The following is a 14455-nucleotide window of genomic DNA, read 5'->3' on the forward strand; positions in this document are numbered from 1 at the left end:
TTTAAACCCCCCCCCCCGCGCTGTTGGGGTCCCCGGGCGGGGGCGTGGGCCCGGGGGGCCCCGGGCCCCCCCCCCCGGGCGGCCCGGGGGACCCCCCTTTTGTGTCCCAGGTCAGGGCACGGTGCGCTCGATCGCCGCACGACCCTGCTCGGCCAGGTCGCGACGGGCATTCTCCAGGTTCTCCGGCGTGAGGTCCTGCCCGCGGGCCATCACCAGGTCCTCCGGTTCCCAGGGCTGCTCGGCCCCGGTACGGATGTTGTCGCCGCCCGCGCCGGTGCCCGTCCCGGTGGCGCCGGTGCCGTCCGCGTACGGGTCGCCGATCAGGTCGTCGGTGTCCGGGGCGAGGTCCTTCGGCCGGTCGCGGGGTTCGGTGAAAGTCGGCGTGTCGCGGTCGGGGCCGCCCCCGGTCCGCAACTCCGGGACAGTGCTGTCGTCGTCCACCGCAGCGGCCGTCTGCGGGCTCTCCTCCAACGGCGGTCGGCGGTCGCGATCGGTCATGGTGCTGCCTCCTGTGTCCGACACGTTGCCTGATCCCCCTCGCGTACCCCTTGCACGGGCGCCCATGCGCGACGCCGGCGCAGTCCGTGTGGACGACGCCGGCGGCGGATCCCGGGTTCAGCGGTCGGGCTGCGACTCGTTCGCGGACGGCGCCTCCGCCGGTCGCAGCCACTGCCAGAGCAGCATGACCAGCCCGAAGGCGAGCATCACGAGCCCGGCCCACAGGTTGATGCGGACACCCTCGGCCTTGTCGATCTCGGCCCGGCTGTCGAAGACGCCGATCAGCGTCACGATGACCCCGTACGCCACGAAGAGGGCACCGATCACCCGACGGATGTCGAACAGTCGGGCGGCGGCGGAGCGGCGCTCCTCCGCCTGCGTCTCGTCGATCAGCGGGTCCTGCGCCGGCTGGCCGTCGTTGCTCATCTGCCGACTCCTTTCCTAGAAGACCGGGATGTAGAAGAGGGCGGCGAGCGCGACCGCGATAACGCCCAGCAGCACGGGGGAGCGGTACCAGACGGCGTCCCCGGCGAGCACGTCGCCCTTCAGGTCGACGCCGCCCATGCCGTAGACCAGCCCGCGCAGCTCATCGTCGCGCTTGGCTGCGGTGAGTGGGGTGAGGATCGCGGCGACCACCGCCACGGTGACGAACGCGATGCCGGCGCCCCAGAAGCTCTCCTCCAGGTCGGAGTTGAAGTCGACCACGCCGCCCTTGTAGAGCAGGTACGTCGCCAGCGATGCCAGGGTGCCGAGCAGCAGGGACCAGAATCCGGCCAGCGCGCTCATCCGCTTCCAGAACATGCCGATGATGAACGTGGCGAACAGTGGCGCGTTGAACAGCGAGAAGAGCGCCTGGATGTAGTTCATGATGTTGCTGAACCCGGATGCGATGAACGCCGTCCCGATGCCGATCACCACGGCGGCGACCGTCGCCCACCGACCGATGCGCAGGTAGTACTCGTCGGATCGGCCGCGGCGGACGTACGCCTGCCAGATGTCGTAGGTGAAGACGGTGTTGAAACCACTCACGTTGGCCGCCATGCCGGCCATGAACGACGCGAGCAGGCCGGTGACCGCCACCCCGAGGACGCCGTTGGGCAGCAGGTCCCGCATGAGCAGCGGAATCGCGTTGTTGTACTGGAGGTCGCCCTTGTCCGCGCCGAGCCCCTTCACCGTCACGAGGGCGACGAGACCGGGGATGATCGTGACCAGGGGGATGAACAGCTTCGGGTACGCGGCGATGATCGGCGTACGGCGGGCGGCGCTCATGTTCTTCGCCGACAGCGCCCGCTGCACCTCGGCGAAGTTCGTCGTCCAGTAGCCGAACGAGAGCACGAAGCCGAGACCGAAGACGATGCCGATCCACTGCGCGCCGAGCGGGTTGTCGGTGCTGGCGGTGTCCTGCCAGGCGTGCAGCCCCGCCTCACCGAGCTTCGAGTCGCGCACCGCGTCCATCAGCCCACCCACCCCGCCGACCTTGACCAGGCCGATCACGGTGACCGGGATGAGGCCGGCCAGGATGACGAAGAACTGGAGCACCTCGTTGTAGATCGCGCCGGACAGGCCACCGATGGTGATGTACGCCAGCACGATCGCCGCGCCGACCACGATCGCCGTCCAGAGCGGCCAGCCGAGCAGCGCCTGCATGACCAGGGCCAGCGCGTAGAGGTTCACGCCGGCGATCAGCACCTGGGCGACGGCGAAGCTGAACGCGTTCAGCAGGTGCGTCGGTCGGTTGAAGCGCAGCCGCAGGTACTCGGGCACGCTGCGGACCTTCGACCCGTAGTAGAAGGGCATCATCACGATGCCCAGGAAGACCATCGCCGGCACCGCGCCGATCCAGTAGTAGTGGACCGTCATGACGCCGTACTGGGCGCCGTTGGCCGCCATGCCGATGATCTCCAGCGCCCCCAGGTTCGCGGAGACGAACGCGAGGCCGGTCACCCAGGCGGGCAGGGAACGCCCGGAGAGGAAGAAGTCGACGCTGGTCCGGATCGCCCGACGGGCGGCGAAGCCCACCCCGAGGACGGTGACGAAGTACAGCGCGAGAATCAGGTAGTCCAGCCCGTTCATGTTGAGCCGCAGCCCGCCGCCGTCCATCCCGTCACCTCTCGTCCGACGTTGGCACCGGATTTGATGCGCGCGCCCTATTACCCACGATGCGAGGTTTTACGCCCTTCCTGTCTGATCCGTGGGGTTCCGGCCTTCCCGAGCGGGTTTTCGTGGCGTACCCCATTGGGCCGCTCTGGCGGCGGCAGGGTCGGTGTGGCGCCTCGGTGTGGGCCCTTTGCTCTGCTTCAGCCGAGGAAACAGCACGCGTCCGGTATCCGTACACCGGGTGTTGCCTGTGGTGAAGCAGAGCAAAGGGGCCGACCGGCACCCGGCCGGCCCGGCCCGGCCCGGCACGGACGCGAAGCGGGGCGCCCGGCCGTTGTCGGCCGAACGCCCCGTGGTCCGGTCGGTCAGCGACCCAGTACGCGGTCCAGGAAGTCCCGGTAGTTGCGGACCGCCATCCGTAGCTGCTCGGTGTCCGCCGAGCCGGCGTCCTGCCATCCGCCCAGCGTGTTCTTCTGGGCGGCCAGGGCCGAGGCGAGAGCCTGGATGGCCTCCTCGACCAGCGCCTGCGCCTCGCCGGCTGCGGCGTGCGGATCGTCGACGAACCGTAGCTGCACGTCCCGCCAGCGGTCCCGGAAACCCTGGGCGGTGTCCCCGTCGAGGAGCGTGGCCGGTTCGGTGGCGACGGTCGAGCCGGCGGGCCGAGACGTGCCGGCCGACTCCAGCGAGGCGCCGGTGCCCTCGGTGCCGACCGGTTCAGCGTCCGCGTCCGGGTCGACCATCTCCGGCGAGGCGCTGCCGTACCCGGCCGCGCCCGCGGTCGCCGCGTCCGGATCGCCGGCCCAGTCGGTCAGGTCGCCGCGGCGCTCGGGCGCGCCGTCCGTGCTCCCCGGCACCACGACGGTACGCGCGGAGGTGCCGGTCGCGTCGCGTCGGTCGTCGACGTCGAGGTCGGTCTCGGGGGTGGCGTCCCCGCCGATCTCCGCGAAGTCGTCGCGGCGGTGCAGTTCGGCGGTGGGGTCGGCGCGCAACCCCTCCCGCTCGCCGTCCTCGGCGCCGTCGCCCGGCGCGGCGGTCCGCTCGGCCCGCGGGTCGGGCTGGTCCTGCGGACGCGGGCTGGCCAGGGCGGAGGCGGCCACCGCGTCGGCGACGGTGGTCGCGCCGAACGCGGTCGCAAGCGGGCCCGGCTCGTGGAAGCCACCCTCGTCGTCGACCCTCGGATCGTCGAAGGTGCTTCGGTCGTCCAGGGTGTCCTCGGGTACGTCCGAGCGGGCGGCCCGGTCGCCGGTCGGCGGCACCGGAATCGGCGCGGACCGGACGGCCTCCGGATGGTCGTTGCTCACCTGCTGCTCTTCGTGGCGCATCGGTGGCCTCCTCAGCGGCTCGTGGCGTCGTGCGGAGTGTCCGGGTGGGAACGCTGTTCGGGCGTGCGCTGACCGACGGGCTCCTCGCCGAGCAGGTCGGCGAAGAGGGCCCGGTAGTGCACGACCGCCTGGCGCAGCTCCTCGGTGCTCGCCTCGCCCCGGGAGTTCCGCAGGTGGATCTCGTGCGCGTCCCGGTAATTGGTCAGCGTGCGGGCGTGTTCCACGGAGAGGTGGGCGATCTGGTCGGAGAAGTTCCCGGTCGGGTAGCCCTGCTCCTCGATGAGCCGGGTGACCAGTTCGTCCGCGTCGCCCACGGTCTCGCCCGGCGAGTCGATGAAGCGGATCTGGAGCTCTTCCCAGGCGGCGGCGTAACGCGCCCGGGATTCCGGGCTGAGCGGGGTGAGCGTGAGCTCGGCGTGCCGGCGTTCCCGGTCGCGTAGCTCGCGCTCGGCGGCGGACCGGCTCTCCTGCTCCTTCACCACCCGGTCGTACTCCGGCCCGAACCGGCTGCGCAGCACACGGCGGCGACCGATCGTCCGGACGGCAACGGCGATCGCCGCGATGATCACCAGCACGACGAGCACGATGACGATTATCTGCGTGGGCGACATGGGCTCCTCCTTCGTCACCTGGTATTCCCTCCGCGTACTGATCGCCAATCCCGATCCGAGGGACTTTCCTCGCCGGATCGCGGTCCGGAGCCGCCGTAGCTGACAGAAACCTGACTCATTCCAGAGAGTCCGTGTGGGTGGGCTGCTGCCCCGGTGTACGACATCGCCGGCGACGTCTGACCCGCTCCCGACCAGTGCCAGCGCCCCGCGAAGGGCGGCGGCGAGGCGTTCGACGTACCGGCGGGGACGCGCTCCGCAGCACGGATGTCAGGGTGACCGCGGTAGTGCAACCGGGCGTGATTACGTATCCTGCCCAAGGCGCGCGCGCCGGTGCCCAGCCCGACGGCCGGGTACGCGACCAGCGAGCGCGCTGCCCGGCGGTGCCGGCGCCCCTCCTGCCACCCCTTTCCGGGCGAGGTCTGATGAGAACCCGCGACTGGCCGATCCGCTCGAAGCTGACCGCGTTGGTCGTCGCGCCGGTGACCGCGCTCCTCGCGCTGTGGATCTTCGCGACGACGTTGACCTTCGGTCCCGCTCTGAACCTGCTCTCCGCGCGCACCCTGCTCTACGACCTGGGCCGCCCCGGCGAGACGGTGGTGACCGAGTTGCAACGCGAACGTCGACTGTCGGTGGTGCAACTCGCCGGCGACACCGAACTGCCCGCGTTGGCCGAGCAGCGGCTGCGTACGGACCGGGCGGTCGCCGAGCTGCGTCGCCGCGTCGACGGGGAGGCGTTGCGCGACGCCGCCGACGACCTTCTGGAGGACCGCGTCGACCGACTGATCACCGCTCTTGCGGCGCTGCCGACCGGGCGGGACTTCGTCGACGCCGGAATGATGGACCGCGCGGGCGCCATCGGCCTCTACAGCGGCATGGTCTCGGCGGCGTTCCAGGCGTTCTCCGCGATGGCGAACCTCAGCGATCCGGCCATCAACCGGCAGGCGCTGGCCCTCAACACGCTGGGCCGCTCCCGGGAGTTGCTCGGCCAGACCGACGCCATGCTGGCCGGCGTGCTGACCGCCGGGAAGTTCGCCAACGGGGAACACGCGCTGCTCGTGCAGACCATCGGCAACCAGCGGTGGCTCACCGAGAGCGCGGTGGCCGACCTGCCCGAGGCCGGGCGCACCGCGTACCAGCGGCTCAGCGAGAGCCGCGACTTCACCAGCCTGCGGGCCATGCAGGACGCGCTGATCGGGGCCAGCAGGTCCGGCCGGCCACCGGTGGACGCCGCCTCGTGGCAGGCCAGCCACGACGCCGTACAGCAGCAGTTGCGCGACTTCGGGCTGGCCGAGGCCGACAACCTCACCGACCGCTCGGTGCCGATGGCCGTCGGGGTCCTGGTCCGGCTCGCCGCCGCCGGGATTCTCGGTCTCGTCGCCGTGGTGGTGTCGGTGCTGATCGCGCTGCGCGTCGGCCGCACCCTGGTCCGGCGACTCAGCGGCGTCCGAACCGCCGCCCTCGAACTGGCCGAGCACCGGCTGCCCGACGTGGTGGCCCGGCTGCGTCGCGGCGAGCAGGTCGACGTCGCCCGCGAGGCGCCACCCCTGGAGTACGGCCACGACGAGATCGGCGAGGTCGGGCGGGCCTTCACCGAGGTGCAGCGCACCGCCGTCCAGGCCGCCGTGGACGAGGTCACCCTGCGCCGAGGGCTCAACGAGGTGTTCCTCAACATCGCCCGCCGCAGCCAGGGCCTGGTGCATCGCCAGCTGCACCTGCTGGACCGGATGGAGCGACGCGCCGAAGACCCGGACGAGCTGGCTGAACTGTTCCAGGTGGACCACCTGGCCACCCGGCTCCGCCGGCACGCCGAGGACCTGGTCATCCTGGCCGGCTCCGCGCCGGGCCGAGAGTGGCGCAACCCGGTCGCGATGGTCGACCTGGTCCGCGGCGCGATCAGCGAGGTCGAGGCGTACGACCGGGTGGACATCACCGCCGTGCAGCCGGCCGGAGTGCTGGGCCGGGCGGTCGGCGACATCATCCACCTGCTCGCCGAACTGGTCGAGAACGCCACCGCCTTCTCCCCGCCGGACACGCGGGTGACCATCACCGGTGAGCAGGCCGCCGAGGGGTACGTCCTGTCGGTCACCGATCAGGGGCTGGGCATGTCCGCGGCCGCGCTGGAGAACGCCAACACCCGGCTGATCAGCTCACCGGAGTTCGACCCGGCGCAGAGTGCCCGCCTCGGCCTGTTCGTGGTGGCCCGGCTGGCGGCGCGGCACTCGGTACGCGTACGACTGGGGTCTCCCGAGGCGGGCGGCGTCACCGCCGTGGTGCTCATCCCCACGGACCTGATCACGGCCGAGCCGCCGGCCGGCCCCGACCCGGCCTCGCTGCCGGCCGCGCCGGCTGATCGTCGTCTGGCCCGACCCGTACGCCGGGGCACGGCGCCCCGGCCGCGCGCCGGCCGTGCCGTCTCGTCCTCGGTCGTCACCAGCGACCCGCCCATCCTCGCCCTGCCCATGGGCCCGACGTCCGACGGGTCGGGCGGAAACAGCGAGCCGTCCTCCGACGCGGCGGCGGACGATCTCGACGGGCTGCCCCGCCGGGTACGCCGGCGCACCCCCAACGCCATACCCCGGTCCACCGCCGCCGACACGCCGTCGCCCCGGTCGCCGGAGGAGGTACGCCGGGTGATGGCGGCCCTGCAGGCGGGCACCGCCCGGGGTCGGGCAACCGTCGTCGCCCCGGGCTCGACGGCCGGGCGCGGTGCGCCCGGCCCCACCGCGTCGGCGAGCCGACCGGCGACCCCGACCCCCGCTCCCGCGCCTCCGCCCTCCACAGCGCCGGCGATCCCCGCCGCTGCGCCGACGACGGACCCGGCCCACCGATCCGCAGCGGCTCCCGATGCGCTGCCCGCCGCCGATGCGCCCCCGACGGCCTCCGAACCGACCGCGACTGAGAGGGACGCCTAGTGCGGGAAACGACGAAGCAGAGCGCCAGCCTCGACTGGTTGCTCGACGAGCTGGTGCAACGGGTACCGGCCGCCCGGGAGGCGGTGGTGCTCTCCGCCGACGGGCTGCTGCTCGGCTCCTCGGCCGAGTTGGAGCGCTCCGACGCCGAGCACCTCTGCGCGCTCGCCGCCGGCTTCTCCAGCCTGGCCCGGGGCGCGAGTCACCACGTGGACGGTGGTCCCGTCCGGCAGACCGTGGTGGAGATGGAGTCGGCGTACCTCTTCGTCACCACCGCCGGGCAGGGTGCCTGCCTGGCCGTGGTGAGCGACGCGGACGCGGACATCGGCCTGGTCGCGTACGAGATGGCGATGCTGGTCATCCGGGTGGGCGAGAATCTGACCGCGGCGGCCCGACCGTCCGCGGATGCCGGTGATGCGGACTGAGTCGCCGGGCCCCCAGCGCGAGTGGCTGGACGGCGACGCGGGCCCGGTGGTCCGCCCGTACACGCTCACCGGCGGTCGGGTACGTTCCGCCGCCGACGGGTTCGACCTGGTCGCGGTGCACGAACCGCCGGCCGGCAGCGATATTCCCAACGACGACATCCTCAAGGCGGTGGTCAGTGGACTCCGTGCGCTATGACCATGCGGGCTCAGCCGTCACCGTCCCGCTGGCACTGAAGATCCTCATCGCGGGAGGCTTCGGCGCCGGCAAGACGACGCTGGTGAGCGCGTTGAGCGAGGTCCGGCCGTTGCAGACCGAGGAGGTACTGACCGACGCCGGGATCGGCACCGACGACCTCTCGGGGGTGGCGGGCAAGACGACCACCACCGTGGCGATGGACTTCGGCCGGATCACCATCAACGACGACCTCCAGGTGTACCTGTTCGGCACGCCCGGCCAGGACCGGTTCTGGTTCCTCTGGGACGAGTTGGCCTTCGGTGCGCTCGGCGCGGTGGTGCTCGCCGACACCCGACGGTTGGCCGACTGCTTTCCCTCGATCGACTACTTCGAGCGGCGTGGCATCCCGTTCGTGGTGGGGGTGAACTGTTTCGAGGACACCCGTCGCTTCGATCTGGAGACCGTACGCCGAGCGCTCGACCTGGACCCGGACGTGCCGATGGTGCTCTGTGACGCCCGGGACCGGCAGTCCGGCAAGCTGGTGTTGATCTCTCTGGTCGAGCACGTGGCCCGGCAGCGCGGCGAGCCGGTGCCGGCCGCCTGATGCGCCGGCGGATGTCCGGCGGACCGGCCGGGCGTCGGAAAGCCGGTTAGCCGGTCGGCTTCGTGGGCAGCTCTGGTTGGATCTACTGAGGATGTCGGCGAAGGGGGCAGCGTGACTGGTCAGGGCGAGATCGTCCATATCGGGGGTTACACCGCGCAGAGCGGCGGGCGGGCCGGCGGCATCGTCGCCGCCCACCGGGACCCGGTCACCGGGGGGCTGACCCCGCTCGGCACGGTGGCGGTCACGCCGTCGCCGTCGTTCCTCGTGCGGCACCCCACCCAGCCGGTGCTCTACGCGGTCAACGAGTTGACCGACGGTCGGGTCAGCGCCTGGCGGGTCGGGCCGGACGGCGCGCTGGACGCGTTCGGTAGCTTCTCGACCGGCGGCGCGGAGCCCTGCCACCTGGCGGTGCTGCCCGACGGCGGGCACCTGGTGGCGGCCAACTACGGCAGCGGGAGTGTCGCGGTCTTCCCGCTCGACGCACAGGGCGCGCCCGGCGAGCGCACCGATCTCGTGGTGCACGAGGGTCACGGCCCCGACCCGGAGCGCCAGGACCGGGCGCACGCCCACATGGTCAATCCGGGCCGCGGCCGGGGGCCGCTGCTGGCGGTGGATCTCGGCACCGACTCGGTCTACCGGTACGACCTGGACGCCGCGAGCGGGCGGCTGGTGCCGCGCGGTCCCCGGATGCGTACGACGCCGGGCACCGGGCCAAGGCACCTGGCCCGGCACCCCGACGGCCAGCGCTGCTACCTGGTCGGCGAGCTGGACGGGTCGGTCACCGCGTACGAGCTGACCGACGACGGTGCGCTGCATCAGCGTGGTCGGGTCGACGCGAGCGGGCGGACCGGTCACGTCCAGCCGTCGGAGGTCGCGGTCGATCCGGACGGTCGTCTCCTCTACGTCGCGAACCGCGGTGTCGGCACCATCGCCGTCTTCGACCTGGCCGGCGAGCTTCCCGCGTTGGTGTCCGAAGTGGATACCGGTGGGGAATGGCCGCGGCACTTCGCGCTGATCGGGGAGCACCTCTACGTCGCCGACGAACGGGCGGACATGGTGCGGGTCTTCCGGCGGGACACGCGCACCGGCATCCCGACCCCGGTCGGCGAGCCCGTCCCGGTGGCCAGCCCGACGTGCGTCCTGCCGTGAGGCGGCCAGTCGACGACAGTGAATGCGAGAGCGAGACCGGTTTGGCAACGCCGTGGGGCGGTTCAATCACTCTCTGTCGTTAAATGGTGATCAACTGTTTCTCCTGCGTAACTTTAGTCCGAACGGACGTGGCAGAGACGGCACCAAATACGCAAGATGGTCAACGTGTCTGCAGGCCGCCATCGCATGCGTTCGAAACTCCATCTAGCAGTCGCCGCCGCGACGGCGACGGTTCTCGTCGTCACCACCGGCGTCTGGTTCGGCTACAAGGAGCTGATCCAGCCCAGCTGTTCAGGGGAGATCCGGCTCGCCGTGGCGGTCGCCTCCGAGCTGGCCCCCGCCGTGAACGCCGCCGCGTCCCAGTGGGTCAAGGACGGCGCCGCGGTCGGCCCCACCTGCATCCGTGTCGATGTCTCGGCGTCTGACCCGGTCGACGTGGCCGCCGTGGTGGCCGCGAAGCACGGCGCGGTGCTCGCCGGCGTCGGGCAGGCCAGCGGCACGGCCGTCACCCCGGACGTCTGGGTGCCGGACTCCTCGACCTGGCTGCTGCGCCTCAAGAAGGACGCGACGGCGTTCGCGCCGACCAACGGCGCCTCCATCGCTCGCAGCCCCGTCGTCGTGGCGATGCCCGAGCCGGTGGCCATGCGGCTCGGCTGGCCCAACGCCAAGTTCACCTGGACCGATCTGCTCAAGCAGGTCAACAGCAGCAAGCCGTTGCGCACCGGAATCGTCGAGCCGACCCGGGACGCGGCCGGGCTGTCCGGCCTGCTCTCGCTGACCACGGCCGCCAGCGGCGCGGGCGGCGACGCCCAGCGCAACACCGTCGGGGCGCTGCGGGCGCTGGCCACGGGCCGCTCCTCGCTCCGCAACGACCTGCTGGCCCGCTTCCCGACCGCCACGGACCCGATGTCGATCGCCAGCGCTCTCGGTGCGGCTGCGCTGTCCGAGGAAGACGTGATCGCGTACAACAACAAGAAGCCGCCGGTTCCGCTCGCCGCGCTCTACATGGAGCCGGCCCCGATGCCGCTGGACTACCCGTACGCGGTGCTGCCCGGTATCGAGCCGACCAAGGCCGCGGCGGCGAAGGTGCTCTACGAGCTGCTCACCGCCCCGAAGTTCCGTGACCGCCTGGCGGCACAGTCGCTGCGCGGGCCGGATGGCAACTGGGGTGCCGGCTTCAACGCGCCGCAGGGCGCCCCGAGCCCGGCCGGCGGCGGGTCGACCGCCCCGGCGGCCGGCGGCACCGCGGCCGGCGGCCTGGACCCGGCCGCGATACAGCGTGTCGTGTCCAATTGGTCGATCTCCACCCAGTCCGGCCGGATGCTCGCCGTCATCGACGTCTCCGGCTCGATGAAGGACGAGGTGCCCAGCGCCAACAACCGCAGCCGGGAGGAGGTCACCGTGGACGCGGCCCGCCGCGGCCTCGGGCTCTTCGACGACTCGTGGTCCATCGGCCTGTGGACCTTCTCCACCGAGCTCGTCGGCAACCGGGACTACCGGGAGCTGGTGCCGATCGGGCCGCTCTCCGGCCAGCGGGCCCAGTTGGAGGGAGCGCTCGCCACCATCAAGCCGTCCAGCGGTAACACCGGCCTCTACGACACCATGCTGGCCGCGTACCAGGCGGTGCAGGACGACTGGCAGCCTGGCCGGGTCAACTCGATCGTGCTGTTCACCGACGGCAAGAACGAGGACGACAACGGTCTCAACCAGCAGCAGTTGCTCGCCAAGCTCAAGCAGATCGCCGACCCGGAGCGGCCGGTCCAGGTCATCATGATCGGTATTGGCGAGGGCGTCAGCAAGGTCGAGCTGGAGTCGATCACGAGGGTGACCGGCGGCGACGTCTTCGTCACCAAGGATCCGAGCGAGATCGGCAGCATCTTCCTCACCGCCATCGCGCGGCGCCCCCCAGCACCGCGCTGATCCGCCACACAGCACAGGAACCCGCCGTACCGCCAAGCCGGTACGGCGGGTTCCTTTTATGGCTGCGGGGTTGAAGAAAAGTGACGGCAATACGTCGGAAGCAATCGGCAGTCATAGTTGTCAGGGCAGGATGTCGACGTGTTCCGGCAATGTCGGTCCGCCTCTGGCCCGACCTGTCGGCCGGGGCCGTCCTGAGCAGAGTGGGAGGGCCGGTGACCGCGGCGACACTGTTGACCCCCGCCGACAGCTCGGCAACGCCGGAGGAACGGCCGAGCGGGCTGGTGGCCCGCGCCGACGAACGTTCCTACATCCGCGTCCTGGTGGTGCTGGACACCACCATCCTCATCATCGCGCTGATCGTCGGGTACGTCGGCCGGTTCGGTGACGAGGAGCCGGTCGGCTCCAAGATCCCGTACGTGCTGGTGGCACCCGGTCTGGTCCTGGCCTGGCTGATCTCCCTCAAGGCGCTCGGGTGCTACGACGACCGGGTCGTCGGCTACGGGGCGGACGAGTACCGGCGGGTCAGCTCGGCGAGCCTACGGCTGGCCGGAGCCATCGCCATCGCCGGTTACATCGCCGACGTCGGTGTCTCCCGTGGCTTCCTCGGCATCTCCTTCGCGGTGGGCACGGTCGGGTTGGAGGTGACCCGGTTCGCGGCGCGCAAACGTCTGCACCGGGCCCGTTCGAAGGGCGCCGGCTGGTCCCGCCGCGTGCTCGTCGTCGGCGACACCGCGCACGTCCTGGAACTGGTGCACACCCTGCGGCGCGAGCCGTACGCCGGCTACCAGGTGGTCGGCGCGTGCATCCCCGACGCGCTGCTCGCGCCGGTGGCGCAGCGCCTCGGTGACGTGCCGGTGGTGGGGTCGTTCCGGGGCATCCCGGAGGCCGCGACCGCGATCGGGGCGGACACGGTGGCGGTGACCGCCTCCGGCGAGCTGACCGCGGCCCGACTGCGTCGACTCGGCTGGCAGCTGGAGGGGACCGGCGTCGACCTCGTCGTGGCCCCCGCGCTCACCGACGTGGCGGGCCCGCGGATCCACACCCGCCCGGTCGCCGGGCTGCCCCTGATCCACGTCGAGGCGCCCGAGTTCCGCGGCGCGCGCAAGCTGGTCAAGGGCTTCGTCGACCGGTCGATGTCGTCGGTCGCACTGGCGCTGCTCCTGCCGCTGATCGCGGTCATCGCGTTGGCCATAAAACTGGACAGCCGGGGGCCGGTGTTGTTCCGGCAGGTCCGGGTGGGCCGGGGTGGGCAGGAGTTCGGGGTGTTCAAGTTCCGGACGATGGTGGTCAACGCCGACGCGCTGCTCGCCGAGCTGGCAATCCGCAACGAGACCGACGGCCTGATGTTCAAGATGCGCGACGACCCTCGGGTGACCCGGGTCGGCCGGCTGCTGCGCAAGTGGTCGCTGGACGAGCTGCCGCAGCTGGTCAACGTGCTGTTGGGCCAGATGAGCCTCGTCGGGCCGCGTCCGCCGCTGCCGTCCGAGGTGGCCCGCTACGACGGCGACGTGGCCCGGCGACTGCTGGTCAAGCCCGGCATGACCGGGCTGTGGCAGGTCAGTGGCCGGTCCGACCTGAGTTGGGAGGACGGCATCCGACTCGACCTCTACTACGTGGAGAACTGGTCGCTCGCCGCCGACCTCACCATCCTGTGGAAGACCGCCGGCGCGGTGCTGAACAGCCGCGGCGCGTACTGACCGGCGCCGCTCACGACTGCGGGCCGGTCCAGTCCAGGCAGACCACCACGGCGTCGTCGACCAGGTCGCCGGCCACGAAGGTGCGTAGGTCACCGATCAGCGACCGGACGGCGTCCAGCGGCTCCATCGGGCCCGTCCGTCGCAGGAACCGGTCCAGCGCCGTTTCGCCGTAGCGCACGTTCTGCCTGGCGGCCTCCACGACGCCGTCGCTGACGACGAACAGCCGGTCGCCGCGTTCCAGCGTGAACGTCTGCTCGTGGTAGTCGGTCGCCTCGAACATGCCGAGCGGGAACTGCGCCTCCAGCGGCTGCTCGGTGACCTCCCCGCGACGCAGGAGGACGAGCCGTGGCGAGCCGGCGTCCACCACGGTCATCGCCCCGGAGCGCAGGTCCAGCTCCATCAGCAGCACCGAGAGGTGGCGCTTGCCCCGGTACTCGTCGTAGATGGCCTGGTCGGCGAGGGCGGCCTGGTCGCCCAGGCCGAGGCCGGCCCGGCGGGCGTTGCGCAGCGCGTGGGTGGCCAGCGACGTGAGCAGTGATGCCGCGACACCCTCGCCGCTGCCGTTGACCGTGGAGAGCCAGAGCCGTTGCCCGTCGTCGGACCAGTCGAAGCTGTCACCACGCACGGCGTACGCCGGTTCGAGCTGCCCGGCCAGGCTGAACGAGGCCCGGACCCGGCTGCGGCCGGGCAGCAGGTCCCACTGCATCTCGGCGGCGAGCGTGAGCCGCTGACTGCGCCGCGCCACTCTGTAGACGTCGGTGCCGGGGGAGACGGCGGCCAGCTCGTGCGCGAGCGAGGTGGCGATGTCGGCCAGCTCGCCGAGCACCCCCGGGTCGTCGGGCACCGGCGCCAGACGCAGGACGCCCCGGCGTTCGCCGCGCATGGTGACCGGCAGCCAGGCGACGCCGTCGACCAGGATGGGTGACTGGTGGTCGAACGCACGCCAGGCGGGGTGTCCCGCACCCCGGAGAGAGTTATTGACCCGTAACCCAAATGGTTTGTGATCGTTTGGGGTGTATGGGCGTTACGGTGCGGGACGCGCGTCGGC

Annotated in this window: 13 protein-coding genes; 7 read left to right on the forward strand and 6 right to left on the reverse strand. The window is 71.6% G+C overall.

Annotated elements, in window-relative coordinates; translation table 11 throughout:
* Nucleotides 1-111: 111 nt before the first annotated feature.
* The 5 genes from ACLQ24_RS24575 to ACLQ24_RS24595 form a co-directional block, all read right to left on the reverse strand.
* Nucleotides 112-498, reverse strand: a complete 387-nt coding sequence (locus tag ACLQ24_RS24575; protein ID WP_425894071.1) for a hypothetical protein — start codon at nt 496-498, stop codon at nt 112-114.
* Nucleotides 499-615: 117 nt separating this feature from the next.
* Nucleotides 616-924 (reverse strand): hypothetical protein, encoded by a 309-nt coding sequence (locus tag ACLQ24_RS24580; protein ID WP_425894072.1) that lies wholly within the window; start codon nt 922-924, stop codon nt 616-618.
* A 15-nt stretch (nt 925-939) separates the two neighbouring features.
* Nucleotides 940-2598 (reverse strand): sodium:solute symporter family protein, encoded by a 1659-nt coding sequence (locus tag ACLQ24_RS24585; protein WP_425894073.1) that lies wholly within the window; start codon nt 2596-2598, stop codon nt 940-942.
* 362 nt (nt 2599-2960) lie between these two features.
* Nucleotides 2961-3917: a hypothetical protein gene (locus tag ACLQ24_RS24590; protein WP_425894074.1), complete on the reverse strand. Its 957-nt coding sequence runs from the start codon at nt 3915-3917 to the stop codon at nt 2961-2963.
* Between the two features lie 11 nt (nt 3918-3928).
* Nucleotides 3929-4528, reverse strand: coding sequence for a hypothetical protein (locus tag ACLQ24_RS24595; RefSeq protein ID WP_425894075.1), 600 nt, complete (start codon nt 4526-4528; stop codon nt 3929-3931).
* A gap of 422 nt (nt 4529-4950) precedes the next feature.
* Here ACLQ24_RS24595 and ACLQ24_RS24600 point away from each other — a divergent pair, with 422 nt between their 5' ends.
* The 7 genes from ACLQ24_RS24600 to ACLQ24_RS24630 all read left to right on the forward strand — a co-directional run bounded on the left by ACLQ24_RS24600 (nt 4951) and on the right by ACLQ24_RS24630 (nt 13407).
* Nucleotides 4951-7440, forward strand: a complete 2490-nt coding sequence (locus ACLQ24_RS24600) for a nitrate- and nitrite sensing domain-containing protein (protein ID WP_425894076.1) — start codon at nt 4951-4953, stop codon at nt 7438-7440.
* On the forward strand, nt 7440-7862 hold the full coding sequence (locus ACLQ24_RS24605) for a roadblock/LC7 domain-containing protein (protein ID WP_425894077.1): 423 nt from the start codon (nt 7440-7442) through the stop codon (nt 7860-7862). The genes ACLQ24_RS24600 and ACLQ24_RS24605 overlap by 1 nt, the downstream gene beginning before the upstream one ends.
* Nucleotides 7852-8058 carry a hypothetical protein gene (locus ACLQ24_RS24610; RefSeq protein ID WP_425894078.1) on the forward strand — a complete coding sequence of 69 codons (207 nt, stop codon included), beginning with the start codon at nt 7852-7854 and terminating at the stop codon, nt 8056-8058. Before ACLQ24_RS24605 ends, ACLQ24_RS24610 begins: the two co-directional genes overlap by 11 nt.
* Nucleotides 8039-8641, forward strand: coding sequence for a GTP-binding protein (locus ACLQ24_RS24615; protein WP_425894079.1), 603 nt, complete (start codon nt 8039-8041; stop codon nt 8639-8641). Before ACLQ24_RS24610 ends, ACLQ24_RS24615 begins: the two co-directional genes overlap by 20 nt.
* A gap of 111 nt (nt 8642-8752) precedes the next feature.
* Nucleotides 8753-9790 carry a lactonase family protein gene (locus ACLQ24_RS24620; protein WP_425894080.1) on the forward strand — a complete coding sequence of 346 codons (1038 nt, stop codon included), beginning with the start codon at nt 8753-8755 and terminating at the stop codon, nt 9788-9790.
* Between the two features lie 165 nt (nt 9791-9955).
* Entirely contained in the window at nt 9956-11710 is a 1755-nt protein-coding gene (locus ACLQ24_RS24625) for a substrate-binding domain-containing protein (protein WP_425894081.1), read from the forward strand.
* A 212-nt stretch (nt 11711-11922) separates the two neighbouring features.
* A complete protein-coding gene (locus tag ACLQ24_RS24630; RefSeq protein WP_425894083.1) occupies nt 11923-13407 on the forward strand; it encodes a sugar transferase in 1485 nt (494 codons plus the stop codon).
* A 10-nt stretch (nt 13408-13417) separates the two neighbouring features.
* On the opposite strand, the gene ACLQ24_RS24635 is transcribed toward ACLQ24_RS24630, so the two are convergent.
* The gene (locus ACLQ24_RS24635; RefSeq protein ID WP_425894084.1) at nt 13418-14290 is read right to left on the reverse strand and encodes a PP2C family protein-serine/threonine phosphatase; all 873 of its coding nucleotides are present in this window, start codon (nt 14288-14290) and stop codon (nt 13418-13420) included.
* Nucleotides 14291-14455: the final 165 nt, after the last annotated feature.

The sequence above is a fragment of the Micromonospora sp. DT4 genome, assembly GCF_049841675.1.
Taxonomy (GTDB): domain Bacteria; phylum Actinomycetota; class Actinomycetes; order Mycobacteriales; family Micromonosporaceae; genus Micromonospora.

What these genes read in the sequence shown, in the direction of transcription:
- ACLQ24_RS24575 (WP_425894071.1), bottom strand. Translation starts at nt 498, where the DNA reads ATGACCGATCGCGACCGCCGACCGCCGTTGGAGGAGAGCCCGCAGACG.
- ACLQ24_RS24580 (WP_425894072.1), bottom strand. Translation starts at nt 924, where the DNA reads ATGAGCAACGACGGCCAGCCGGCGCAGGACCCGCTGATCGACGAGACG.
- ACLQ24_RS24585 (WP_425894073.1), bottom strand. Translation starts at nt 2,598, where the DNA reads ATGGACGGCGGCGGGCTGCGGCTCAACATGAACGGGCTGGACTACCTG.
- ACLQ24_RS24590 (WP_425894074.1), bottom strand. Translation starts at nt 3,917, where the DNA reads ATGCGCCACGAAGAGCAGCAGGTGAGCAACGACCATCCGGAGGCCGTC.
- ACLQ24_RS24595 (WP_425894075.1), bottom strand. Translation starts at nt 4,528, where the DNA reads ATGTCGCCCACGCAGATAATCGTCATCGTGCTCGTCGTGCTGGTGATC.
- ACLQ24_RS24600 (WP_425894076.1), top strand. Translation starts at nt 4,951, where the DNA reads ATGAGAACCCGCGACTGGCCGATCCGCTCGAAGCTGACCGCGTTGGTC.
- ACLQ24_RS24610 (WP_425894078.1), top strand. Translation starts at nt 7,852, where the DNA reads ATGCGGACTGAGTCGCCGGGCCCCCAGCGCGAGTGGCTGGACGGCGAC.
- ACLQ24_RS24635 (WP_425894084.1), bottom strand. Translation starts at nt 14,290, where the DNA reads ATGCGCGGCGAACGCCGGGGCGTCCTGCGTCTGGCGCCGGTGCCCGAC.